Annotated in this window: 20 protein-coding genes; 15 read left to right on the forward strand and 5 right to left on the reverse strand. The window is 69.5% G+C overall.

Going from position 1 to position 20100, the window contains the following annotated elements; all coding sequences use genetic code 11:
* The first annotated feature begins 40 nt into the window (after nt 1-40).
* From AC1HC7_RS03040 to AC1HC7_RS03050, 3 genes are all read left to right on the forward strand, one after another.
* Complete coding sequence (locus AC1HC7_RS03040; RefSeq protein ID WP_479498636.1) at nt 41-1684, forward strand: Wzz/FepE/Etk N-terminal domain-containing protein; 1644 nt, start codon at nt 41-43, stop codon at nt 1682-1684.
* A 79-nt stretch (nt 1685-1763) separates the two neighbouring features.
* Entirely contained in the window at nt 1764-2546 is a 783-nt protein-coding gene (locus AC1HC7_RS03045) for a CpsD/CapB family tyrosine-protein kinase (protein WP_479498637.1), read from the forward strand.
* Nucleotides 2547-2576: 30 nt separating this feature from the next.
* On the forward strand, nt 2577-3977 hold the full coding sequence (locus AC1HC7_RS03050) for a hypothetical protein (protein ID WP_479498638.1): 1401 nt from the start codon (nt 2577-2579) through the stop codon (nt 3975-3977).
* A 53-nt stretch (nt 3978-4030) separates the two neighbouring features.
* On the opposite strand, the gene AC1HC7_RS03055 is transcribed toward AC1HC7_RS03050, so the two are convergent.
* The 5 genes from AC1HC7_RS03055 to AC1HC7_RS03075 all read right to left on the reverse strand — a co-directional run bounded on the left by AC1HC7_RS03055 (nt 4031) and on the right by AC1HC7_RS03075 (nt 9086).
* Nucleotides 4031-4315 (reverse strand): hypothetical protein, encoded by a 285-nt coding sequence (locus AC1HC7_RS03055; RefSeq protein ID WP_479498639.1) that lies wholly within the window; start codon nt 4313-4315, stop codon nt 4031-4033.
* Nucleotides 4312-5037 (reverse strand): MBOAT family O-acyltransferase, encoded by a 726-nt coding sequence (locus AC1HC7_RS03060; RefSeq protein WP_479498640.1) that lies wholly within the window; start codon nt 5035-5037, stop codon nt 4312-4314. The genes AC1HC7_RS03055 and AC1HC7_RS03060 overlap by 4 nt, the downstream gene beginning before the upstream one ends.
* A gap of 92 nt (nt 5038-5129) precedes the next feature.
* The gene (locus tag AC1HC7_RS03065) at nt 5130-6494 is read right to left on the reverse strand and encodes an oligosaccharide flippase family protein (RefSeq protein ID WP_479498641.1); all 1365 of its coding nucleotides are present in this window, start codon (nt 6492-6494) and stop codon (nt 5130-5132) included.
* An 82-nt stretch (nt 6495-6576) separates the two neighbouring features.
* Entirely contained in the window at nt 6577-8190 is a 1614-nt protein-coding gene (gene xrtD, locus AC1HC7_RS03070) for a VPLPA-CTERM-specific exosortase XrtD (protein WP_479498642.1), read from the reverse strand.
* A 356-nt stretch (nt 8191-8546) separates the two neighbouring features.
* Nucleotides 8547-9086 carry a VPLPA-CTERM sorting domain-containing protein gene (locus tag AC1HC7_RS03075; protein ID WP_479498643.1) on the reverse strand — a complete coding sequence of 180 codons (540 nt, stop codon included), beginning with the start codon at nt 9084-9086 and terminating at the stop codon, nt 8547-8549.
* Here AC1HC7_RS03075 and AC1HC7_RS03080 point away from each other — a divergent pair.
* The 12 genes from AC1HC7_RS03080 (at nt 9052) to AC1HC7_RS03135 (ending at nt 20084) form a co-directional block, all read left to right on the forward strand.
* Nucleotides 9052-9336, forward strand: a complete 285-nt coding sequence (locus AC1HC7_RS03080; protein WP_479498644.1) for a hypothetical protein — start codon at nt 9052-9054, stop codon at nt 9334-9336. The genes AC1HC7_RS03075 and AC1HC7_RS03080 overlap by 35 nt on opposite strands.
* Nucleotides 9337-9430: 94 nt before the next feature.
* Nucleotides 9431-10363, forward strand: a complete 933-nt coding sequence (locus AC1HC7_RS03085; RefSeq protein ID WP_479498645.1) for a sulfotransferase family protein — start codon at nt 9431-9433, stop codon at nt 10361-10363.
* Nucleotides 10364-10374: 11 nt separating this feature from the next.
* Nucleotides 10375-11454 carry a glycosyltransferase family 2 protein gene (locus AC1HC7_RS03090; RefSeq protein ID WP_479498646.1) on the forward strand — a complete coding sequence of 360 codons (1080 nt, stop codon included), beginning with the start codon at nt 10375-10377 and terminating at the stop codon, nt 11452-11454.
* 27 nt (nt 11455-11481) lie between these two features.
* On the forward strand, nt 11482-12771 hold the full coding sequence (locus AC1HC7_RS03095) for a glycosyltransferase family 4 protein (RefSeq protein ID WP_479498647.1): 1290 nt from the start codon (nt 11482-11484) through the stop codon (nt 12769-12771).
* Nucleotides 12772-12968: 197 nt separating this feature from the next.
* Nucleotides 12969-13262, forward strand: coding sequence for a hypothetical protein (locus AC1HC7_RS03100; RefSeq protein WP_479498648.1), 294 nt, complete (start codon nt 12969-12971; stop codon nt 13260-13262).
* Nucleotides 13259-13645 carry a hypothetical protein gene (locus AC1HC7_RS03105; protein WP_479498649.1) on the forward strand — a complete coding sequence of 129 codons (387 nt, stop codon included), beginning with the start codon at nt 13259-13261 and terminating at the stop codon, nt 13643-13645. The genes AC1HC7_RS03100 and AC1HC7_RS03105 overlap by 4 nt, the downstream gene beginning before the upstream one ends.
* Nucleotides 13642-14622 carry a glycosyltransferase family 2 protein gene (locus AC1HC7_RS03110; protein ID WP_479498650.1) on the forward strand — a complete coding sequence of 327 codons (981 nt, stop codon included), beginning with the start codon at nt 13642-13644 and terminating at the stop codon, nt 14620-14622. The genes AC1HC7_RS03105 and AC1HC7_RS03110 overlap by 4 nt, the downstream gene beginning before the upstream one ends.
* Nucleotides 14619-15434: a sulfotransferase family protein gene (locus AC1HC7_RS03115; RefSeq protein ID WP_479498651.1), complete on the forward strand. Its 816-nt coding sequence runs from the start codon at nt 14619-14621 to the stop codon at nt 15432-15434. Before AC1HC7_RS03110 ends, AC1HC7_RS03115 begins: the two co-directional genes overlap by 4 nt.
* Nucleotides 15435-15551: 117 nt before the next feature.
* Entirely contained in the window at nt 15552-16646 is a 1095-nt protein-coding gene (locus AC1HC7_RS03120) for a glycosyltransferase family 2 protein (RefSeq protein WP_479498652.1), read from the forward strand.
* Complete coding sequence (locus tag AC1HC7_RS03125; RefSeq protein ID WP_479498653.1) at nt 16646-17776, forward strand: Gfo/Idh/MocA family protein; 1131 nt, start codon at nt 16646-16648, stop codon at nt 17774-17776. The genes AC1HC7_RS03120 and AC1HC7_RS03125 overlap by 1 nt, the downstream gene beginning before the upstream one ends.
* On the forward strand, nt 17773-18819 hold the full coding sequence (locus AC1HC7_RS03130) for an NAD-dependent epimerase/dehydratase family protein (protein ID WP_479498654.1): 1047 nt from the start codon (nt 17773-17775) through the stop codon (nt 18817-18819). Before AC1HC7_RS03125 ends, AC1HC7_RS03130 begins: the two co-directional genes overlap by 4 nt.
* Complete coding sequence (locus tag AC1HC7_RS03135; protein WP_479498655.1) at nt 18816-20084, forward strand: glycosyltransferase; 1269 nt, start codon at nt 18816-18818, stop codon at nt 20082-20084. The genes AC1HC7_RS03130 and AC1HC7_RS03135 overlap by 4 nt, the downstream gene beginning before the upstream one ends.
* Nucleotides 20085-20100 lie beyond the last annotated feature (16 nt).

A 20100-nucleotide genomic window follows, 5' to 3' on the forward strand; every position in this document is an offset into this window, starting at 1 on the left:
TGGAGCCCGCCCCCCTGCGCATCCGGGGAGGGCGGCGCCCGTGACCACGTTCGAGGACAGCGCGCAGGGCGGGTCGGGGCTGGACATCGACATCCCCTATTATCTTTCGGTGCTGCGCCGGCGGTTCTGGCTGTTCTTCGCGGTCTGGGTGCTGATCGCCGCGCTCGGCGTCGGCGTCGCCTATGTGCTGCCGCCGGTCTACGAGGCCCGCGCCCTGATCCTGGTGGAATCCCAGCAGATCTCCACCGACCTGGTGCGCTCCACCATCACCGCGCCGGTTTCCGAACGGATCGCCATTATCCGCCAGCGCCTTCTCACGCGTGATACGCTATTCAAGCTATTGAAAAAGCACGGTGTATTTAATAACCGCTCCGATATGTCGCCCAATGACAAGGTGACCGCGATGCGCGAGGCGGTCCAGCTCAAGCAGCTTGCCCTCGACCCGGGCGCGCGCTGGAACCGCAGCCAGTCCTCGGCCACGGTGTTCTCGGTCAGCTTCACCGGGGACAACGGCGCCATCGCTGCGGCGATGGTCAATGACATGGTCACCCGCATTCTCCAGCAGAACGCGCAGCTGCGCAAAAGCCGCGCCGAGACCACCGCCAGCTTCTTCGCCCAGGAGGCCGAGCGCCTGTCCCGGGAGCTGATCGCCGTCGAGAGCAAGATCCTGACCTTCATGCAGGAGAACGAGGAATCGCTGCCCGACAGCCTCGATTACCGCCGTGAACAGCTGGACCTGCTGCAGGAGCGCGCCCGGTCTCTGGAACTGCGCAAGCTGGAGCTGCAGCAGGAGCGCTCTTCGCTGACCTTCATCCTCGACAGCGTCGAGAGCCCGGCGCAGTCGGAGATGGAGCGCGCGCTGGAGGCCGCGCGCCGCGAATTGTTCGAGCGCAGCGCGCTTCTGTCGGCCGAGCATCCCGTCATCCGCAGCCTGCGCTCCCGGGTCGCCGCCTACGAGGCCGCCTTCGCCGCCGAGCAGGCGGCGAAATCCCAGAGCGCCGCCGATGGCGCGGCCCTGGCCGCGCCGCCCTCCCCCGCCGCCGTCGAGGCCCGCCGCCGGCTGGCCTTCATCGACGCCCAATTCGGCTATATCGACGCGCAGCTGGCCAAGATCGACGACGAGCGCGCCGCGCTGCAGCGCTCGATCCTGGCCACGCCGAGCGTCGAGATCGCGCTCAACGCCCTGCAGCGGGTGCGCAGGGAAACCGAGGACCGCCACCAGATCGCCCGCGCCAAGCTGGCCGAGGCGCGCACCGGCGAGCAGCTTGAGGACAAGCAGCAGGGCGAGCGTTTCGAGGTGATCGAGCAGGCCGTCGTGCCGGAGAAGCCGATCAGGCCCAACCGGGTGAAGATCTCGCTGCTGGGCATCGCCGGGGGCTTCGCCGCCGGGATCGGGCTGATCCTGCTGCTGGAGATGATGAGCGGCGTGGTGCGCCGCGCCGCCGATCTGGACCGCATCCGCCGTCAGCCGCTGGCCATGCTGCCCTATATCGTCACCCCCAACGAACACCGCCGGCTTTGGGCCGGGCGCATCGCCGCGCTGCTGCTGGTCTTCGGCGGCGGGGCGGCGGCGCTTTGGGCCATGGACGTCTATTACCTGCCGCTGGAGGTGGTGGCCCAGAAGCTGCTGGAGAAATCGAAGCTGGACGGCGTGATCGAGACGATCCGCCTGCGCTTCAACTGAAGATGTTGCGCCGGATGGCGGGAGAGGTGACGATGACGACGACAGGAGCCAGCCAGGCCATGGTCCCGGAGCGGCGCGCATGAATCTGTTCAAGCCATCCATGGAGGCCGCCGTCGCCGCGCCCCTGCGCCGGCGCTCAAGCGCCTCGGACGCGGCCTGGGCGCGGCTTGAGCCGGTGAGCGTCGACGTGGCCGGGCTGCGCCGCAAGCGGGTGGTGACCATCGACCGGGCCGATCCCGCGCACATGCCCTTCGACATGCTGCGCACGCAGCTGCTGCAGACCATGCGCGACCGGGGCTGGCTGTCGCTGGCGGTGACCTCGCCGGGGCCGGCCTGCGGCAAGACCCTCACCTGTCTCAACCTCGCCTTCAGCTTCGCCCGCCAGCGCAAGGCGCGCATCCTGCTGGTGGAGCTGGACCTGCGCCGCCCGGCGCTGGCGGGGATGCTGGGCGCAACCCCGCGCCGCCCGGTGGGCGATCTGCTGTCGGGCAGGGCCGCGGCGGAGGAGGCCCTGGCGCGCGTCGGCGACGGGCTGGCCATGGCCTTCGCCGACGGGCCGGTCGCCAACCCGGCGGAACTGCTGCACGATCCGAGCACGCTGGAATCGCTTGACGCCATGGTCACGGCGCTGGAGCCGGATCTGGTGATCTACGACCTGCCGCCGATGCTGGTTTCCGACGACGCCGCGGCGTTTCTCGCCCATGCCGACTGCGCCATGCTGATCGCCGCCGCCAACGAGACCGAACTGAAGGACATCGAGCGCTGCGAGAGCCAGATGGAGGCGCTGACCGAGGTGCTGGGCATCGTGCTCAACAAATGCGAGTTCACGCCGAAAATCTATTACGGCTACACGAATAAATGAACCCCGCGCCGCCGGCCGGGAGGCGCTGACATGCCCAACGCCTTCGCCTATCTGGCGCTGTTCGCCTGGCCCGCGGTCGCGCTTTCGCTGTTTCGCCGGCTGCCGGCGCATCGGGCGATGATCTGGACCATTCTGGCGGGGTATCTGCTGCTGCCCGAAAGGACCGCGGTGGACCTGCCGCTGCTGCCGGCGTTCGACAAGGTTTTCATCCCCGCCGCCGCGGCGCTGCTGTTCAGCTGGCCGGCGCTGCGCGCCCGGGGCGGGCTGGGGCTGCTGCGCGGGCCCATGACCCCGCTGGCGCTGCTGTATCTGCTGGTCCCCTTTGCCACCGTCGCCATGAACGGCGATCCGGTGGTCGCCGGCCCGCGCGTGCTGCCGGGCCTGGCGCTTTACGACGCCTTCGCCTTCGGGCTCGGCCACGCGGTGCTGCTGCTGCCCTATCTGCTTGGCCGCCGCCTGCTGGCCGACGAGCCGGCGCAGCGCGACCTGCTGCTGGCGCTGGCGCTGGCGGGGATCGCCTATACGCTGCCGGCGCTGTTCGAGGTGCGCATGAGCCCGCAGCTGCACACCTGGATCTACGGGTTCTTCCCCCACAGCTTCGCGCAGCAGGTGCGCTATGGCGGGTTTCGCCCGGTGGTGTTTCTGGAGCACGGCCTGCGGGTGGCGATGTTCCTGGCCATGGCGCTGCTCGCGGCGGCGGCGATATGGCGGCTGGAGACCGGGGCGCGCCGCGCCCGGTTCGCGGCCGCGACCGGCTGGCTGCTGATGACGCTCGTGCTCGCCAAATCCGCGACCGCCCTGGTGCTGGCCGCCCTGTTCCTGCCGGTGATCCGGTTTTTCGGCCCCCGTCCGCAGCGCCTGTTGGCGGCGGTCGTGGGGCTCGCGGTGCTGCTCTACCCGATGCTGCGCGGCGCCGATCTCGCGCCCGTGGACATGGCGATGGAGATCGCGGACGGGATTGACGCGGAGCGCGCGGGATCCCTGCTCTATCGGTTCGACAACGAGGACATCCTGCTGGCCCGCGCCAATGAACGCCCGTTTCTCGGCTGGGGCGGCTGGGGGCGCAACCGCGTCTATGACCAAGTCTCGGGCCGGGATCTGAGCGTCACCGACGGGGCGTGGATCATCACCATCGGTTATTATGGCTGGCTGGGCTACATCGCCGAATTCGGGCTGCTGACCCTGCCGCTGATCCTGGCTGCGCGGCGGCGCTTTCGCGGCCTGGCGTCGCCGGCGTCGCTGGCGCTGGGGCTGATCCTGGCGGCCAATCTGGCCGACCTGATCCCGAATTCCTCGCTCACCCCGCTGACCTGGCTGATCGCCGGAGCTTTGGCGGGGCGGCTGGAGCAGCGGGTCCGCATGCCCGGCCCGGGCCGTCGGAACGCGCTGCATCCGCTGAAGCGCCAGAGAACAGGCGGGGCCTGCGGATAGCCGCCCGAGTGTCGAGCGGAGTTCCGGCTGGATGCGCCACCACCCCTGAACCGTCATTCGCCCCGCCCGCGGCCGGGGGCGAGCTTGTCGAGCAGTTCGGCGAAACTGGCGCCGAACCGCAGGTCGATATCGGGCCGGTAATGCCCGTCGGAGCGGAACCCCGATCGATCGCGGGGGTTGAAATGCTCGGCGGTGGCGAAATACGGGACGCGATTGCGTTCGAGCGCCGGCCGGGCGATCGCCAGCAGATCGGCGTCGCCCGGATTTCGGGCCTGAATCAGCATCGCCACCGGGATCTGACCGTCGGCTCTCGCTGTCGCCGCGAACGCCGCGATCATGCGTTGCAGGATTTCGGCGTAGGGGTATCCGTTTCCGGAAACAATCGCCGCCTCGGATCCGGGTTTGCATAGACGGCGTTGACCGAAGGCGCGATCCCGTCCGCGATCACGATTTTCTTGATCAGACCCAGCAGGCACAGCACGCCGCCGCGACCGACGGCCTCCCAGCCGAGAACCCGAGGCGTCGTGATGTTCGGCAGCAGGTTCTTCGCCCGCTCGATGGGACCGGCCACCAGTTGCGGAAAGAAGGCCACGAACAGCGCGAAATCCAGAAAATCCCGCGTAGGTTCGAGGTTGCGGCGGTAGATGTCGATCGTGTAGCTGAGCGTCTGGAACGTATAGAAGGAAATTCCGACCGGCAGCAGGATCGAGAGCGTGAACGGATCACCCTCGTAGCCGATGGCGGCAAGCAGATCCGAAAAGCTTTCGACAAAAAAGCCCAGATACTTGAACACGCTCAACATGCCGAGATTGGCGCCCAGCGAAATCCCGAGAAGCAAGCGGCGTTTTCGTTCGTCGGCCTCGGCGGCCATGCGCAGACCAACAAGAAAATCAATCGTCGTGCTCAGAAGGATGAGGCCGAGGAACCGCCAATCCCAGGCGCCGTAGAACACGTAGCTTGCGACCAGAAGCATCCGGTTCTGCGCCCTGAAAGGAAGCAGGGCATGCAATATGGCGACGATCAAAAAGAACGCCCAGAAATTCAGTTCTATGAACAGCATTTCGCATTGCGCCTCCAACGCGCATTAAATGCTTATTCTTGCTTCCCTGTTCATGACATGAAACCACGATCATGCGCGCATGAAATCCGCATCTACCAGACGCGCCAGACCAGCGCGAAAAGCCCCGGGATGACCGCCAGCATCGCCCAGTCGCGCCATAGCCTCCGGACCCCTGCCCGCCCGCTGCGCGCCAGCAGCAGCGGGGCGCTCGCCAGGGGGCTCAGCGCCACGACAAGCAGCGCGCCGTCGAGGCCGAACGCGTTGAACGCGGCGGCGAGCGCGAGGATGAGCGTCGCCGCATGCAGCGCGGTCGACAGCATGATGGTCAGGCTTTCGCCCCGGCCGAGAATGAATGCCCAGAAAGGCTCGTAGCGCATCGGCAGCAGCCGGAAGGCGAGCAGCGCCAGATAGCCCCCCGCCACCTGATAGGCGGGCGGGTAAAGCAGCCCGATCAGCGCCGCCCCGGCCATCAGGAAAACCGCGAACCCGACCAGCGAAATCGCCTCGAAGACCAGGCGGAACCTAGTGAAAATCCGGTTGAAATCGCCGCCGCTGCGCAGGATTTCGGCGATGGCCGGAAACCCCACATTGCCGCTGAGCCGGTGCATGACGTCAACCCCCACCTGCACCCAGAGGATCGCGATGACGTAGAACCCGAAGCTTTGCTTGTCGAGCAGCGCGCCGAGGATCAGCTTGTCGGCGTTGTTGGCCACGTAGCTGGCAAGCGACGAGCCGATCAGCCAGCGGCCGAACTTCCACAGCTCGTCGACGATCTCGCGATCCCAGACAAAGCCCATGCGCGGCGTGGCGAAGACGACATGGCTGGCGGCGAGGCGCGCGACGCCGCCCACCAGCATCCCCGCCAGCAGCGCCCAGACCGAAGGCTCGATCTGCGCGAACCCGACCATCGCGACAAGCCCGACGACCTGCGCGCCCAGCTCCAGCGCCGTGAGCCGGGCCAGCCGCATCCGGCGCTGCGCAAGGAACATGGTCGTCGGCTCGAACCCCTTGATCAGCAGCGCCAGCGAGGACGCCGCGATCAGCGCCGGCAGCTCCGGGTCGGCGTAGACCGTGCCCGCAGGCGCCCAACAGGGCGCGGCCAGCGCCAGCGCCCCGGCGGTGAGCGCCACCATCAGCGTGATCAGCGCCGAGCGCAGGATCTGCACGCTCCAGGCCACGCGCAGGAAATGCGCATCCTCGCCGCGGGGCGAGCGCACGACGCTGGTGCGAATGCCGATATCGGTGAGCATGGTCAGGGCGATATGCACCGTCACCACCATCGCCATCAGCCCGAAGGCCTCGGGCGCGAGGATGCGGGTCATCACCAGGTTGCCGGCCAGCCGCATGGCCTGGCTCGCGCCCATGCCGCCGACGCTCCAGATCCCGGCGCTCAGCGCCCGGGTCCGCAGCGACGCAGGATCCCCGGCGAGCCCTTTCAGACGTTGGATCAGGAACATCGGCTACGCAGGTCTCCTTCAGCCCCCCGACCGCTTCGGCCCGCCAAGACCGCCCGCGATCAGGGGCACGCTACGGATTCGACTACAGGCTCGGCACGAAACGCGGCAGCACCGGGAGCATCTCGCGCAGCATGCCTTGCAGGCGGGCTTCGGCGTCGGCCTCGGTTTCCTTGTCTCCGATGCGCGAGATCAGCCGCACCAGCGCGCCATCGGTGCGCCCGGCGCTCAGCGCGCTCCACAGGATCCAGGCCTTGGCGGCGTAATCCGAGGCGGTGCGCTGGCCCGGCTGTTCGAACCAGAAATACACCACCTGGCGCACCACGCCCTTCTGGATCACCGCCCGGGTCACCGGGAACGGCGCCGCCGCGCCCATGGCGGCGGCGACGTCGATCTTTTCAATCCGCGCCACCTCCCAACCGCCGCCGGGGATGCAGATTTCCGGCGAATGGATGCCGCCCGCGGTCTGGTCGGCATACCAGGCGATCAGCAGATCCACGCTGCCGTCGCGCCGCTCGAAGGGCGCCCAGTAATAGTCGTCCGCCCCCAGCGCGGATCGCACGCTTGGCGACACCCGCCGCGGCAGGCCGGCGCGCCACTGTTCCGGCCCCGCGCCCAGGTCGCGGGGAAACAGCGCCAGGGGGTCGCGCGCCGGCTCGACCTGGGCGCGCGCCGGCGCCCCGTGCCAGACGACCGCGGTTCCGGTCACGATCAGCAGCGCGGCGACCAGCGCCGCCGAAGGGCGCACGTTCAGGATCCGCGCGATCTGCGCGCCGAGCCCGCTGAAATCCAGCACCACCGCCTGGCGCAGGGTCAGCCTGCCCTGCAGTTTCAGCATCAGCGCCGCCATCCCGATCAGGATGACGATGCAGGCCACGAAGATCACCCAGCCTTCGAGCAGATGGCCGAGCCCCTCGGCCTGGTCGATGCCGTAGCGGTCCACCAGGATGCCCACCAACCCGATGCGCAGGGTGTTCATCAGCACCGCCAGCGGCGCCGCGGACAGCAGCAGGATCGCCTTCTGCCAGACCGGGCCGCGCAGCAGCGTGGCGAAGACGTAGGAGAAGCTCATGATCGGAAACAGGTAGCGCAGCCCGGAGCAGGCCTCGGCCACGTAGAGCTTGTAGATGCCCAGATCGATGATGTTGCCGTCGAGCAGCACCGGCACCCCCGCCGCCTGGATGATCGCCACGCCGAGTTCCGAGGAAAACAGCTGCAGCGTGGTGGAGACCTTCCAGTAGAGGATCCCCGGCAGCGGCAGCATGAAGACCAGATGCAGCACCGAGGGCCAGAACCCCTTGCCGCGCCGCCAGCCGAAGCCGATGAGGATGACGGCGCCGACGCCGAGGATCAGCGCGTAGGCGACGATGTCGTCGATCTGCGTCGCCATGCCCAGCAGCGCGAAGGCGATGGAAAACACCAGCAGCGCCACCCCGTGCCAGCGGTCGGTGACCGGGCCGGTCGCGGGGGGCACGTCCTTCATGTGATTGAGAAACAGCAGGGCGGAGAGCATCGGGATCACCGGGCCGTGGCTGTATTCGATCTGCTGCCAGGCGGTCCCCAGCGCCGCCAGCCCGTTCTGGAAAAGCGTCGCCGCGGCGAGGACCAGCAGCAGCATCAACGCCGGTCCGGCGACGCGGCCGGGGCCGCCGGCCTCGCCCTGGCGTCCGTCTGCGAGCGTTGTCGTATACAGCGTCATGGGCAATGCTCCTGCGCGATGCGGGAAAGGGGTCGCCGGGCGCCCTGCGCGCGCCGGGGGCGATCGCCGCGATGTCGCGCGCGGCATTCGCCAAAAGCCTTTCGGACTGGATTTCTACGCATCGTTCCGGTCATGGCGTCACATCGCCCGCCGTTTTTCGAGGCGGCTTCGGCCCCGGCTTCGGCCGGGGGGCGGCGCCCGCCTGCCGTCACGCGCTTGCGCGTTCATGCAACATACATGATTCGACGTCGGCGAACAACGCGCCCGCAAACCGTAAAACCCGCCCGCAAACCGAAAGGGGCCGCCGATGCCCGGCGGCCCCTTTTGTCATCCGCGGATGCGGCGATGGATCCTGATCAGACGCCCGAGCGACGGCGCACCGAGAAGCCGAGCACGGCGAAGGCCGAACCCAGCAGCAGGACGCCCGCCGGCAGCGGCACGGCGGAGACGGTGAAGTCGAGATTCCTGGCGTCGCTGAAACCGGTCCACGTGGCGCGGAGGAACTGGATCTCGAGGTCGGTCGTGAAGGTGGTGGTCAGCGACGCATTGTCGATGCCCGGGCCCGAGATGCTGTTGAGAACCGTCGCCATGTCCGCCGCCAGCCAGGAAATGGTCAGGTCGGTGAACGGGTCCCCGATGCTGTCGGTGGAGAAATTGGTCGCGACCACCCCGGCGCTCGTGGACTGGAATTCGAACCAGATGCTGCCGCTCTGGCTCGCCGCCGCCGGATCGAACGCGAGGTTGCCCGCGAATTCGTCATTGACGCTGATCGAGTTGACCCCGAAATCCGCGCCCATCGTCACGGGGGTTCCGGATCCGTCGGTCAGGGAGTCCAGCAACAGCGGGTTGAAGGAGCCCGGCGTGTATTCCAGCGATCCGTTGGTCGAACTGGTCACGGCGCTTGCCGTCAATGGCATCGCCGCAATTGCGACCGCAGCCGCCAAGGCTTTGAGATTCATGGCATCCTCGCGTGTTTTGAGATGTGCCCCAGAAATACGCGGGAGGCATCGCACCCATGCGAAATTCAAACTGTCTGCAGAAAGGTTAACAAACGCCGCGATGCAGCGCAAGGTTAACATCGCCTTCATGCGCAATGCCCGCCCGCCCGCCGCGGCAGGCGGCGGAAACCGTCCGTGGCGCCAGTGACAATTGGCTTTCGGCGCCGCCGGTTTCGGTGCTATTGGATGAACGCGATCCAGCGCATTTCAAAAGCGAATTCAGACAAGATCCGGAGACGCCGATGACCGGCCCGACATTCATGTACGGCGCGCTGCGCTCCGGCACCACGATGTTTCGCCTGATGCCGGGCGCGCATGAGGCGCTGCATGATCCGGGCGAGGCCGACTTTCTGTTCGATCATCTTCGCCCGGCCCCCGCCCCCGTGGATTGGCGCTATGATCTGGAGGCGCTGCGCAACGACCGCATCTTTCGGGCCGCGCGCATCGCCGCCGGTCCTGACGATGTGGGCGCGGCGGGCGTCGCGCGGCTGATGGACAGGATGCTGCCGGACCGCGCCCTGATCTCGATACCCAACATCCATCGCAACGTGGACCGGATGCTCGACGTGTTCCCGGCGGCGCGGGTCATTCATCTTCTGCGCGATCCCCGGGACGTGGCCCGCTCGACCATCGGCATGGGCTGGGCCGGCAACGTCTATCACGGCGTCGATCACTGGATGTCCACCGAACGCGCCTGGGACCGGGCGGCGGCGCGGCTGGCGCCCGGGCGATGCCTGGAGATCCTCTACGAGGACCTGGTCCTGAATCCCGAGGAGACCCTGGACAGGACCTGCGCCTTTCTCGGGGTGGCGCCCTCACGCCGCATGCTCGACTACCATCGGAATTCGACCTATGGCGCGCCGGACCCTGGCCTGGTCGCGCAGTGGCGGCGCAGGCTTTCGCCCCGCGAAATCGGTCTGGTGGAGAGCAAGGCGGGCGATCTGATGGCCCGGCGCGGCTATGCGCCGAGCGGCCATCCCGCGCAGCCCCCGACGCTGACGGAGCGAATCGGCCTGTCGGTCCAGAACCGGGCGCGCCGCCTTGGTCATGCGCGGCGGACATACGGGGCGCCGCTGGTGCTGGCCGAACAGGCCCTGCGCCGTCTCGGCGCGCGCCGCGCCCACAGAAAGCTGCGCCTGCGGATGCAGGAGATCGACACCCGGAACCTGAAATAGGCGCCCCCCGAATGTCCCCAGCCCCCTCGCCCGCCGCGCCGCAAGACGCCCGGATCGTCGTCTCCATCGTCAACTACGGCGCCGCGGACATGGTGGCCGCCGCCCTGGCGCCGCTGCTGGACGAACTGTCGCGATTCGCCGCCCACGCGGTGCTGATCGTGGACAATGATTCGCCCGAGGGCGCGCCGGGCGGGGACGGCGACAGGCTGGCGGCGCATCTGCGGCGGCTGGGCGATCCCTCGGTCCGGCTGATCCGCTCGGCGCGCAACGGCGGCTTCGCGGCGGGCAACAACCTCGCCTTCGCGGCGCTCGCGAATCTGGACTGGACGCCGGACGCGGTGCTTTTGCTCAACCCCGACGCCGTGATCCGCCCCGGCGCGCTGCGCGAGATGGTCCGGGTGATGGGCCTGAACCCGCGCATCGGCGTGGTCGGCGCGCGGCTGGAAAGACCCGACGGGTCGAGCTGGGTCGCGGCCTTCCGCTTCCCCTCCATGATGGGTGAGTTCGCGCGCGAAACCGGGCTGAGCGTCATCGCCAATCGCTGGCCGATCCTGATCCCGGACACGGAGATTCCGGTTCGGGCCGACTGGGTGTCGGGCGCGGCGATGCTGATGCGCACAACCATGCTGGAGGAGATCGGCGGCATGGACGAGGGCTATTTTCTCTATTTCGAGGAAACCGACTTCATGCTGCAGGCCGCGCGCGCGGGGTGGGAGACCTGGCATGCGCCTGAGGCCCGGGTCATGCATGACGCCGGAAGCACCACCGGCATCGGCGACGGTCGTCCGCTCCACGGGCCCATGCCGGCCTACTGGTTCGCTTCGTGGCGGCGTTATTTCGCGAAAAACCACGGCGCCCCCTACGCCGCCGCGACCGCTGTGCTGAAGCTCTGCGGCATGGCGCTTGGCACGGCGCAGCGCCGGCTCAGGCGCATGCCGACGAACCTGCCGCCGGGCTTCGTGGGAATGTTCGCCCGACGCTGCGTTCTCGGGGCGAACGCGGCGGACGCCCCCCTGCCCGGCAACGACGGCAACGCCCCCGCCCGCCCAAGTCCCGATCCGAGTCCCGGCGTGAACCGCGCGGCGCCTTAATCGGGCGGCCTGAATGGAGAGCCCCGGATGACCGATCGCCCCAGAATTCTCGTCATCGCCGAGGCGGCGAATCCCGAATGGGTCAGCGTGCCGCTGGTGGGCTGGTCGCTCGCCCAGGCGCTGCGCGACGTCGCGGAGGTTCACCTGGTCACGCAGATCCGCAATCGCGAGGCGATCCTGCGCGCGGGTCTGGTCGAGGGCGAGGATTTCACCGTGATCGATTCCGAGGCGGTGGCGCGCCCGCTCTGGAAGCTTGCGGGACGGCTGCGCATGGGAAAGGGCAAGGGCTGGACCATGGGACAGGCGATCGGCGCCGTGTCCTACGCCTATTTCGAACGCTTGATCTGGAAGCGTTTCGGCCCGGACATCCGCGCCGGGCGATTTGACGTCGTGCACCGGATCACGCCGCTGAGCCCCACGGTTTCAAGCTCGATCGCCGCGAAATGCCGCCGGGCGGGCGTGCCTTTCATGCTCGGCCCGCTCAATGGCGGCGTGCCCTGGCCGAAGGGCTTTGACGCCGAGCGGCGGCGCGAGCGGGAATGGCTGTCCTATGTGCGCGGGGCCTACAGGCTTTTGCCCGGGCGCCGGGCGATGTTGAACGCCGCGGCGGCGATTCTGGTCGGCTCGCGCCACACGCAAGGCGAGATCCCGGCGCGCCACCGCGAAAAATGCGTCTATCTGCCCGAGAACGCCGTCGATCCCGCCCGGTTCTCGCGCCGCGCGGCGCCGCCCGGGCCGGGGCCGCTTCGCGCCTGCTTCATCGGGCGGATGGTCCCCTACAAGGGGCCGGACATGCTGCTCGAGGCCGCCGCGCCGTTGCTGCGGGACGGGCGCATGACCCTCGACATGATCGGCGACGGGCCGCTGACGGCGGCGCTCAGGGCCCAGGTCGCGCGCGACGGGACCGAGGCCGCCGTGCGCTTCCATGGCTGGCTGGCCCATGAGCGGGTGCAGGACGTCGCCGCCGAATGCGCGCTGCTGGCCTTCCCCTCGATCCGGGAATTCGGCGGCGGCGTGGTGCTGGAGGCGATGGCGCTGGGGCTGGCGCCGCTGATCGTGGATTACGCCGGGCCGGGGGAACTGGTGACCGGGGACACCGGCTTCACGGTTCCGCTTGGGGCGCGGGATGAAATCGTCGCCGCCTTCCGCGCCGCGCTGGAGCGGGTCGCGGCGAATCCGGGCGCGGCGGCGGAAGCCGGGGCGCGGGCAAGGGCAAGGGTCGAGGAGAGCTTCACCTGGGCGGCCAAGGCGGCGCAGGTGCGCGAGACCTATGACTGGGTTCTCGGGCGCCGCGCGGACCGGCCGGCGCCGTTTTGAGGCGGCGTTTTCATTGCGGGGCGGCCGACCGCCGCCTGGCGCAACCGGGGCGGATGCGCGGTGTGATCTGCTCGCCCGGATCGGTGGTTTGCGCGGGTCACGCCGCTTGCATTTCACGATCAGTCGCCGTTCATCACCCACTATGGAATGCATCGCACGCCCACGCCGTCCGCCCGACCGGGACAAGATCAGTCGTCATGTTTCTATTTCAGCATTTTGACCGCGCCGCGCGCATCGCGCTGCTTGCCATCGTCGCGCTTGCGGTTCTCGTCTTCGCCCTGACCCCGGTCGTCTATGACACCGATCATTTCGGCGACACGCTGTTCATGGCCAGCGCGGCGGGGCGGATCTTCAACGGCTATGCGCCGATGATCGATTTCGGCCATTTCTACGGAGGCGCGACCGGGCCGTTCGTCGCCTGGGCCTACCTGAGACGATCATCGGACACCGGGTCTTGCAGACCGGGTTTGAGCGAACAGGAGCGACAGTGACCCAGATACCGTTCAACCGCCCCTCGCTGGTCGGCAGGGAGGTCAGCTGCATCCGCGACGCCATCCGGCGCGGGCAGCTGGCGGGCGACAGTCACAACACCCGGAATTGCAACGACATCATCCGCGAATTCACCGCGGTCGATTGCGCCCTGCTGACGCATTCCTGCACCGGGGCCTTCACCGCGCGGGGCTGGACCAGCGTCATCCTGTCATTGCGGTTCCTGTCCGGGCTGATTCTGGCGGTGCTGGGCGTGCATGGCTTCCATGTCGGGCGGCTCTTCGCCGAGGGCCGGAACCGCCCGCGCATCCTGGTCGAGCGGATCGCGGATCGCGAACCGGACCGGACGGCGGATCGGGAGTTGAGCGAGGGCATGGGCCGATGAGCGGCGGCGGCGAGATCGCGATCAACGTCTCCATCATCAACTACCGCACCGCGCAGATGACCATCCGCTGCGCCGGCTCGGCGCTGGAGGCGCTCGACGGGCTCGACGGCCATGTCACGATCGTCGACAATTTCTCGGGTGACGGCTCCGCCGAGGAGCTCGCCGCATGGATTGACAGCCTGCCCGGAGATGCGCCTGTCAGCCTCGTGCGCTCGCCTGAGAACACCGGGTTTTCGGGCGGCCACAATATCGGCATGGGGGCGCGGCGCGCCGCATTTCATCTGCTGCTCAACAGCGATGCGCTGGTGCGCCCGGGCGCGATCGCGCGGCTGCTCGAAACCGCCCGCGCGAATCCCGATGCGGGCATCGTCGCCCCACGACTCGAATGGGAGGACGCGACCCCGCAGATCAGCTGCTTTCGCTTTCCCACGCCGATGAGCGAACTGATCCGCGGCGCCTGCAGCGGCCCGCTGACAAGGCTGCTGAAACGCTGGGACGTGCCGCTCGACCTTCCGCCGGATCCAGAGGAGATCGGCTGGGTCAGCTTCGCCTGCGTGCTGCTGCGCGCCCGGATGCAGGAGCAGCTCGGCCCGATGGACGAAGGCTATTTTCTCTATTCCGATGACACCGACTGCTGCTGGCGCGCCCGCCAGGCCGGGTGGCGGGTGATCTGCGATCCGCAAGCCCGGGTCGTGCATCTGCGCGGCGGCAGCGCCCCGGTCAAGGGGCTGGCGGCGGCGCGCAAGCGTCTGCCAGCGTATTTCTACGCCTCCCGCACCAGGCTTCTCTATCGGATGCATGGCCGGGCCGGATTGCTGGCCGCGAACCTGATGTGGCATCTCGGGCGCGGTGTCGCGCAGCTGCGCCGCCTGTTGGGCAAGCCGATCCCCTCGACGGTGGAGCGCGAGGCGCGCGACATCTGGATCAATTTCAGCGCGCCGCTTGGCGACCGGCGGGCGCCGGAGAATCAAAAGTGAAGGGATCGCTGGAGAAAACCGAAGGCCGGATGCGAAACGGCCCGGATTTCATCATCATCGGGGCCATGAAATGCGGCACCACCACGCTGGCCGCGCAGCTGGCCGCACAGCCCCGCGTGTTCATGACCACGCCCAAGGAGCCCAATTTCTTCAGCGACGACGACATCCACGCCCGCGGCGCCGCCTGGTATGAAAGCCTGTTCGCCGGGGCCGCGCCGGGGGACATCACCGGAGAGGCGAGCACCCATTACGCCAAGCTGCCCACCTATCCCGACTGCGCCGCGCGCCTGCACGCCGCCCTGCCCCATGCGAAGCTCATCTACCTGACCCGCGATCCGGTGGAGCGGCTGATCTCCCATTACATCCACGAATGGTCCATGGGCGCGATCGACTGCGGCATCGAGGAGGCCGTCGCGCACCATCCCGAACTGATCGCCTATGGTCGCTACGAGGCGCAGCTTGCGCCCTACGAGGCGCTTTTCGGAGCGGAGCGGATCCTGCGCCTGCGGCTCGAGGACATGCAGGCCGATCCCCAGGCGCTGCTCGAGCGGGTCGCGGCGTTTCTCGACCGCCCCGGCGCCTTTGCCTGGCGGGCGGAGCTGGGGCGCACGAATATTTCCGCCGAGCGCATCCGGAAATTTCCGTTCTATGGCTTGATCGTCGATCACCCGGCCGCGGCTGCGCTGCGCCGGGCGCTGGTTCCCAAAAGCCTGCGCAACAGGATTCGGGGCCGGTTGCAGATGCGCGACCGGCCGCAGGTGTCAGAGCAGACGCGCCGCTGGCTTGAGCGGCTGTTCACTGAAGGCCGGTGACGGCGTGAACAGGCGGGCATGGTCGCAAAGCCTGCGCCTTTGGCGCCGTCTTGATGGATTCAGGTTCCTGGCATGCGTATGCTGCGCAGCCTTGCCAAGACAGCAGATGGAGCGATCATGCCCGGCGCGAACCCGCCTGAATCCGGAATCGCCGGCGCCGTGGTCATCGGCCGCAACGAAGGCGCGCGGCTGGTCGCCTGCCTGCGATCCGCGCGGCGCGATCTGGCGCATGTCGTCTATGTGGACAGCGGCTCGAGCGACGGCAGCGGCGCGGCGGCGCGCGCGCTGGGGGTGGAGGTCGTGGAGCTGGACCTGTCGCGCCCCTTCACCGCCGCGCGGGCGCGCAACGCCGGCCTGCGCGCGCTGCGCGCCATTGCGCCGGACATCGCCCATGTGCAGTTCATCGACGGCGATTGCGAACTGCGCGAGGGCTGGGTCGCCGCCGCCTGCGCCTTTCTCGGGGACAACCCGAAGGCCGGCGTCGTCTGCGGCCGGCTTCGCGAGCGCTTTCCGGAAGCGTCGATCTGGAACGCCATGTGCGATATCGAGTGGAACACCCCGGTGGGCGAGGCCAAGGCCTGCGGCGGCATCGCGCTGATGCGGGTCGCCGCGCTGAAGATGGTCGGCGGCTTTCGCGACGACCTGATCGCCGGCGAGGAGCCGGAGCTCTGCGTTCGTCTCCGGCGCGCCGGCTTCGCCGTCTGGCGGCTCGACCGGGAGATGGCCTGGCATGACGCGGCGATGACGCGCTGGGGGCAATGGGCGCGGCGCACGCTCCGGTCCGGCTGGGCCTATGCCGAGGGCGCGGCGATCCACGGCGCGCCGCCGGAACGTTTCAACAGGAGGCAGATCCGCAGCATCTGGGTCTGGGGCGCGCTGGTCCCGGCGGCGATCCTGGGCGGGCTGCTGCTGGCGGCGGCGCTCGCGGCCCTTGGCGGCGGGTCATGGCCGCTGCCCCTGGCCTTCGCCGGGCTCGGGCTGCTCGCCTATCCGCTGATGGCGCTGCGCATTGCCCGCAACCGTCGCCGGCGGTTCCGCGATCCCTGGCGTTTCGCGTGGCTCTACGGCATGATCACCATGCTCGGCAAGCCGGTCCAGTGCCTTGGCGCGCTGCGCTTCCTGCGGGCGCGCCGGCGCGGGGAGACGCCCCAGATCATCGAATACAAGGCCGGGCCGGCCGACCGGACGCCGGCCTCCGGGGGCGCCGACTGATGCGGATCGCGATGCTTGGCTGCGGCTACGTGGCGAACATGTACCGGCTGACGCTGCCGATGCACCCGCAGCTGCGCCTCGCCGGGGTGCATGATCGCGAACGCGCCCGCGCCGAGACCATGGCCCGGCTGACCGGGGCGCCCGCCTATCCGTCGCTGGAGGCGCTGCTTGACGACGGCGAGACGCGGCTGGTCCTGAACCTCACCAACCCGCGCGAGCATTACGCCACCACGCGCGCCCTGCTCGAGGCCGGCAAGCATGTCTACACCGAGAAGCCGCTGGCCATGCGCCTTGACCAGGCGCAGGAGCTGGCCGCGCTGGCCGAAAGCCGCGGGCTGCTGTTGTCATCGGCGCCCTGCACGCTGCTCAACCCGGTGGCCCAGACCCTGTGGAAGGCGGTGCGCGCCGGGCGCGCCGGGCGCATCCGTCTGGTCTACGCCGAGATGGATGACGGCATGGTGTCGCGCGCCCCGCTGGCCAAATGGGTCAACGAGGCCGGCGTCGCCTGGCCTGCGGTCAATGAATTCGAGACCGGCTGCACCGTGGAGCATGCGGGCTACGCGCTGACCTGGCTCTGCGCCATGTTCGGCCCGGCCGAGCGCGTGACCGCGCAGTCCGAGATCCTGCTGCCCGACAAGATCCCCGGGATGCGCATCGCCGCGGCGCCGGATTTCTCCGTCGCCTGCATCCGGTTCCGATCCGGCGTGGTGGCGCGCTTCACCAACGGCGTCTACGCCGAGCACGACCACCGGCTGCGGCTGTTCGGGGACGAGGGCGTGCTGCAGGTGGCGGACCCGCGCAACGACCGCGCCCCGGTGACGCTGCGCCGCTATCACACCCTGCGCCGCCGCCGATTCCTGTCGCCCTGGGCGCAACGGCTGCGCCCCGCGGGCGGGCGCGAGCGCATCGCCGGCTATCGCGGCGCGCAGGTGCGCGATTTCTGCCGCGCCATCGCCGACATGGCGGACGCGATCGAGACCGGCCGGCCGGCCTATCTGGGCACGCGCTTCGCGCTGCACGTGACCGAACTGACGCTGGCCTGTCATCGCGCCACGCAGGCGTTTCAGTCCACGCCCTACGCGCCGGTCACCGATTTCCCGCCCATGGCGCCGCTGGAGGATGACGCATGAGCGCCGCCGGATCCGCGCCGCGGCTGCTGGTGACCGGGGCGAGCGGGTTCCTGGGGGGGCGCGTCATCCACCGGGCGCGGCGGCGCGGGCTTGCGCTGCGCGCCCTGTCGCGCCGGGCGACGAACGCCTGGGCCGGGGATGCGGGCGTCGAGGCGATCGCCGCCGATCTGTCCGCGCCCGACGCCGAGGCGGCGCTGCGCGGCGCGCTTGACGGGGTGGACGCGGTGATCCATGCCGCCGGCGCCATGCAAGGCGGCGACGAGGCCCATGCGCGCGACACCATCGCCCCGACCCGGGCGCTGATCGCCGCCATCGCCGCCTGCGCGACGCCGCCGCGCCTGGTGCTGGTGAGCTCCATCGCGATCTATGGCTGCGCCGCCATGCCCGCCTGGTCGACCCTGGACGAGACCGCGCCGCTGGAGCCCGACCCGGGCCTGCGCGACGCCTATTGCCGCGCCAAGCTGGCGCAGGAGGCGTTGGCGGTCCGCGCCGCGCAAAAGCTCGGCCTGCAGCTGCGCGTCATGCGCCCCGGCGCGATCTTCGGCCCCGGGCGGCTGTGGTCAGCGCGGCTTGGCGTCGCGAAAGGGCCGCTGCTGCTGCGCCCGGACGGCGGCGCGATCCTGCCCGCGATCCATGTGGAGCATTGCGCCGAGGCGCTGCTGCTGGCCGCCGCGACGCCGCTGACGCAAAGCGACATCCCGATCCCCGAGGGCGATGGCCGCTTCGAGGCGATCAACGTGGTTGATGACGACCCGCCGACGCGCGCGCGCTGGCTGGCGGCGCTCGCCGCCGCCGGCAAGACCCCGAAATGGGTTCTCCCCATGCCCCTGCGCCCGATGCGGGCGGCGTCAAAGGCGCTGAGCTTCGCGCCCGGGCTTGCCGCCCGCGCGCCGGGATTGCTGCGCGAACCCACGCTGGCGGCGCGGTTCCGCCCGCTGCGATACGCCAATGCGCGGCTGCGCGACCGGCTCGGCTGGCGCCCCGAACGGGATTTCGACGCGGCGATGCGCGACTCGCTGACGCCGGGCGGGACCGCGGGATGAGCGCGCCGCCCTCCCCCCGGCTTGCCGGTCCGATCGCCTATCTGAGCGGCGAATATCCGCGCGCCACGGACACTTTCATCCAGCGCGAGGTCGCAGCGCTGCGCGCGCTGGGGGTCGATATCCGCACCTGCTCCATCCGCCGCACCGCTCCGGCGCATCACGTGGGGGCGGAACAGCGCGCCGAGGCCGCCGGAACCTTTCACGTGCTCGACGCGGCGAAGAACCCGCTGCGACTGCTGGGCGCCCATGGGCGACTGTTCGCGACCGCGCCCCGGCGCTGGATCGCGGCGCTGGCGCTGGCGCTGCGCAGCGGGGCGCCGGGGATCGGAGGGCGGCTGTTCCAGCTGTTCTATTTCGCCGAGGCCGGCGTGCTGGCGCGGCGCCTGCAACGCGAAGGGGTCGTGCATCTGCACAATCATTTCGCCAATTCCAGCTGCTCGGTCGCGATGCTGGCGAGCGAATTGTCGGGCATCCCGTTCAGCTTCACCCTGCACGGCCCGGCGATCTTCTTCGAGCCGCGGAAATGGCGCCTCGACGAAAAGATCGCCCGCGCCGCCTTCGTCGCCTGCATCAGCCATTTCAGCCGCAGCCAGGGCATGATCTTCGCCGATCCGGCGCATTGGCCGAAGATGCGCATCCTCCATTGCGGCGTGGAGCCCCGCCGCTACGCGGGCGCGGCGCGCGTGGCGGACGGGCGGCGGCGATTGCTGTTCGTCGGCCGGCTGGCGCGGGTGAAGGGCCTGCCGATGCTGCTGCAGGCGCTGGCGACCGCGCGCGAGGGGCGCCCGGACCTGACGCTGCGCCTGGTCGGCGACGGCCCGGACCGAAGCTGGCTGGAAACCCGAACCCGGGAGCTGGGGATCCGGGAAGCGGTGGAATTCACCGGCTATCAGTCCCAGGACCAGGTGGCGGCGCATTTCGCCCAGTCCGACGTTTTCGTGCTGCCGAGCTTCGCCGAGGGCGTGCCGGTGGTGCTGATGGAGGCGCTGGCCAGCGGCGTGCCGGTGGTGGCGAGCCGGGTCGCCGGGGTTCAGGAACTGGTCGAGGAGGGCGAGAGCGGGTTTCTGGTCCCCCCCGGCGACGCCGCCGCCCTGGCGGCGCGGATCGCGACCCTGGCCGACGACCCCGCCCTGCGCGCGCGCATGGGCGAAGCGGGGCGGGCGAAGGTCGCCGCCGAGTTCGACGTCGCGACCGAAGCGGCGCGGCTGCTGTCGTTTTTCCGCGCAGGGGAGCGGGCGGCGGCGGAGACCGGCCCCAGGGCTTGAACTGGGCCTGAACTGG

It is taken from the genome of Oceanicella sp., assembly GCF_056449545.1.

Coding starts and splice junctions, on each gene's coding strand:
- AC1HC7_RS03045 (WP_479498637.1), top strand. CDS start 1,764: ATGAATCTGTTCAAGCCATCCATGGAGGCCGCCGTCGCCGCGCCCCTG.
- AC1HC7_RS03050 (WP_479498638.1), top strand. CDS start 2,577: ATGCCCAACGCCTTCGCCTATCTGGCGCTGTTCGCCTGGCCCGCGGTC.
- AC1HC7_RS03055 (WP_479498639.1), bottom strand. CDS start 4,315: ATGATCGCGGCGTTCGCGGCGACAGCGAGAGCCGACGGTCAGATCCCG.
- AC1HC7_RS03060 (WP_479498640.1), bottom strand. CDS start 5,037: ATGCTGTTCATAGAACTGAATTTCTGGGCGTTCTTTTTGATCGTCGCC.
- AC1HC7_RS03065 (WP_479498641.1), bottom strand. CDS start 6,494: ATGTTCCTGATCCAACGTCTGAAAGGGCTCGCCGGGGATCCTGCGTCG.
- xrtD (WP_479498642.1), bottom strand. CDS start 8,190: ATGACGCTGTATACGACAACGCTCGCAGACGGACGCCAGGGCGAGGCC.
- AC1HC7_RS03085 (WP_479498645.1), top strand. CDS start 9,431: ATGACCGGCCCGACATTCATGTACGGCGCGCTGCGCTCCGGCACCACG.
- AC1HC7_RS03090 (WP_479498646.1), top strand. CDS start 10,375: ATGTCCCCAGCCCCCTCGCCCGCCGCGCCGCAAGACGCCCGGATCGTC.
- AC1HC7_RS03095 (WP_479498647.1), top strand. CDS start 11,482: ATGACCGATCGCCCCAGAATTCTCGTCATCGCCGAGGCGGCGAATCCC.
- AC1HC7_RS03100 (WP_479498648.1), top strand. CDS start 12,969: ATGTTTCTATTTCAGCATTTTGACCGCGCCGCGCGCATCGCGCTGCTT.
- AC1HC7_RS03110 (WP_479498650.1), top strand. CDS start 13,642: ATGAGCGGCGGCGGCGAGATCGCGATCAACGTCTCCATCATCAACTAC.
- AC1HC7_RS03120 (WP_479498652.1), top strand. CDS start 15,552: ATGCCCGGCGCGAACCCGCCTGAATCCGGAATCGCCGGCGCCGTGGTC.
- AC1HC7_RS03125 (WP_479498653.1), top strand. CDS start 16,646: ATGCGGATCGCGATGCTTGGCTGCGGCTACGTGGCGAACATGTACCGG.
- AC1HC7_RS03130 (WP_479498654.1), top strand. CDS start 17,773: ATGAGCGCCGCCGGATCCGCGCCGCGGCTGCTGGTGACCGGGGCGAGC.
- AC1HC7_RS03135 (WP_479498655.1), top strand. CDS start 18,816: ATGAGCGCGCCGCCCTCCCCCCGGCTTGCCGGTCCGATCGCCTATCTG.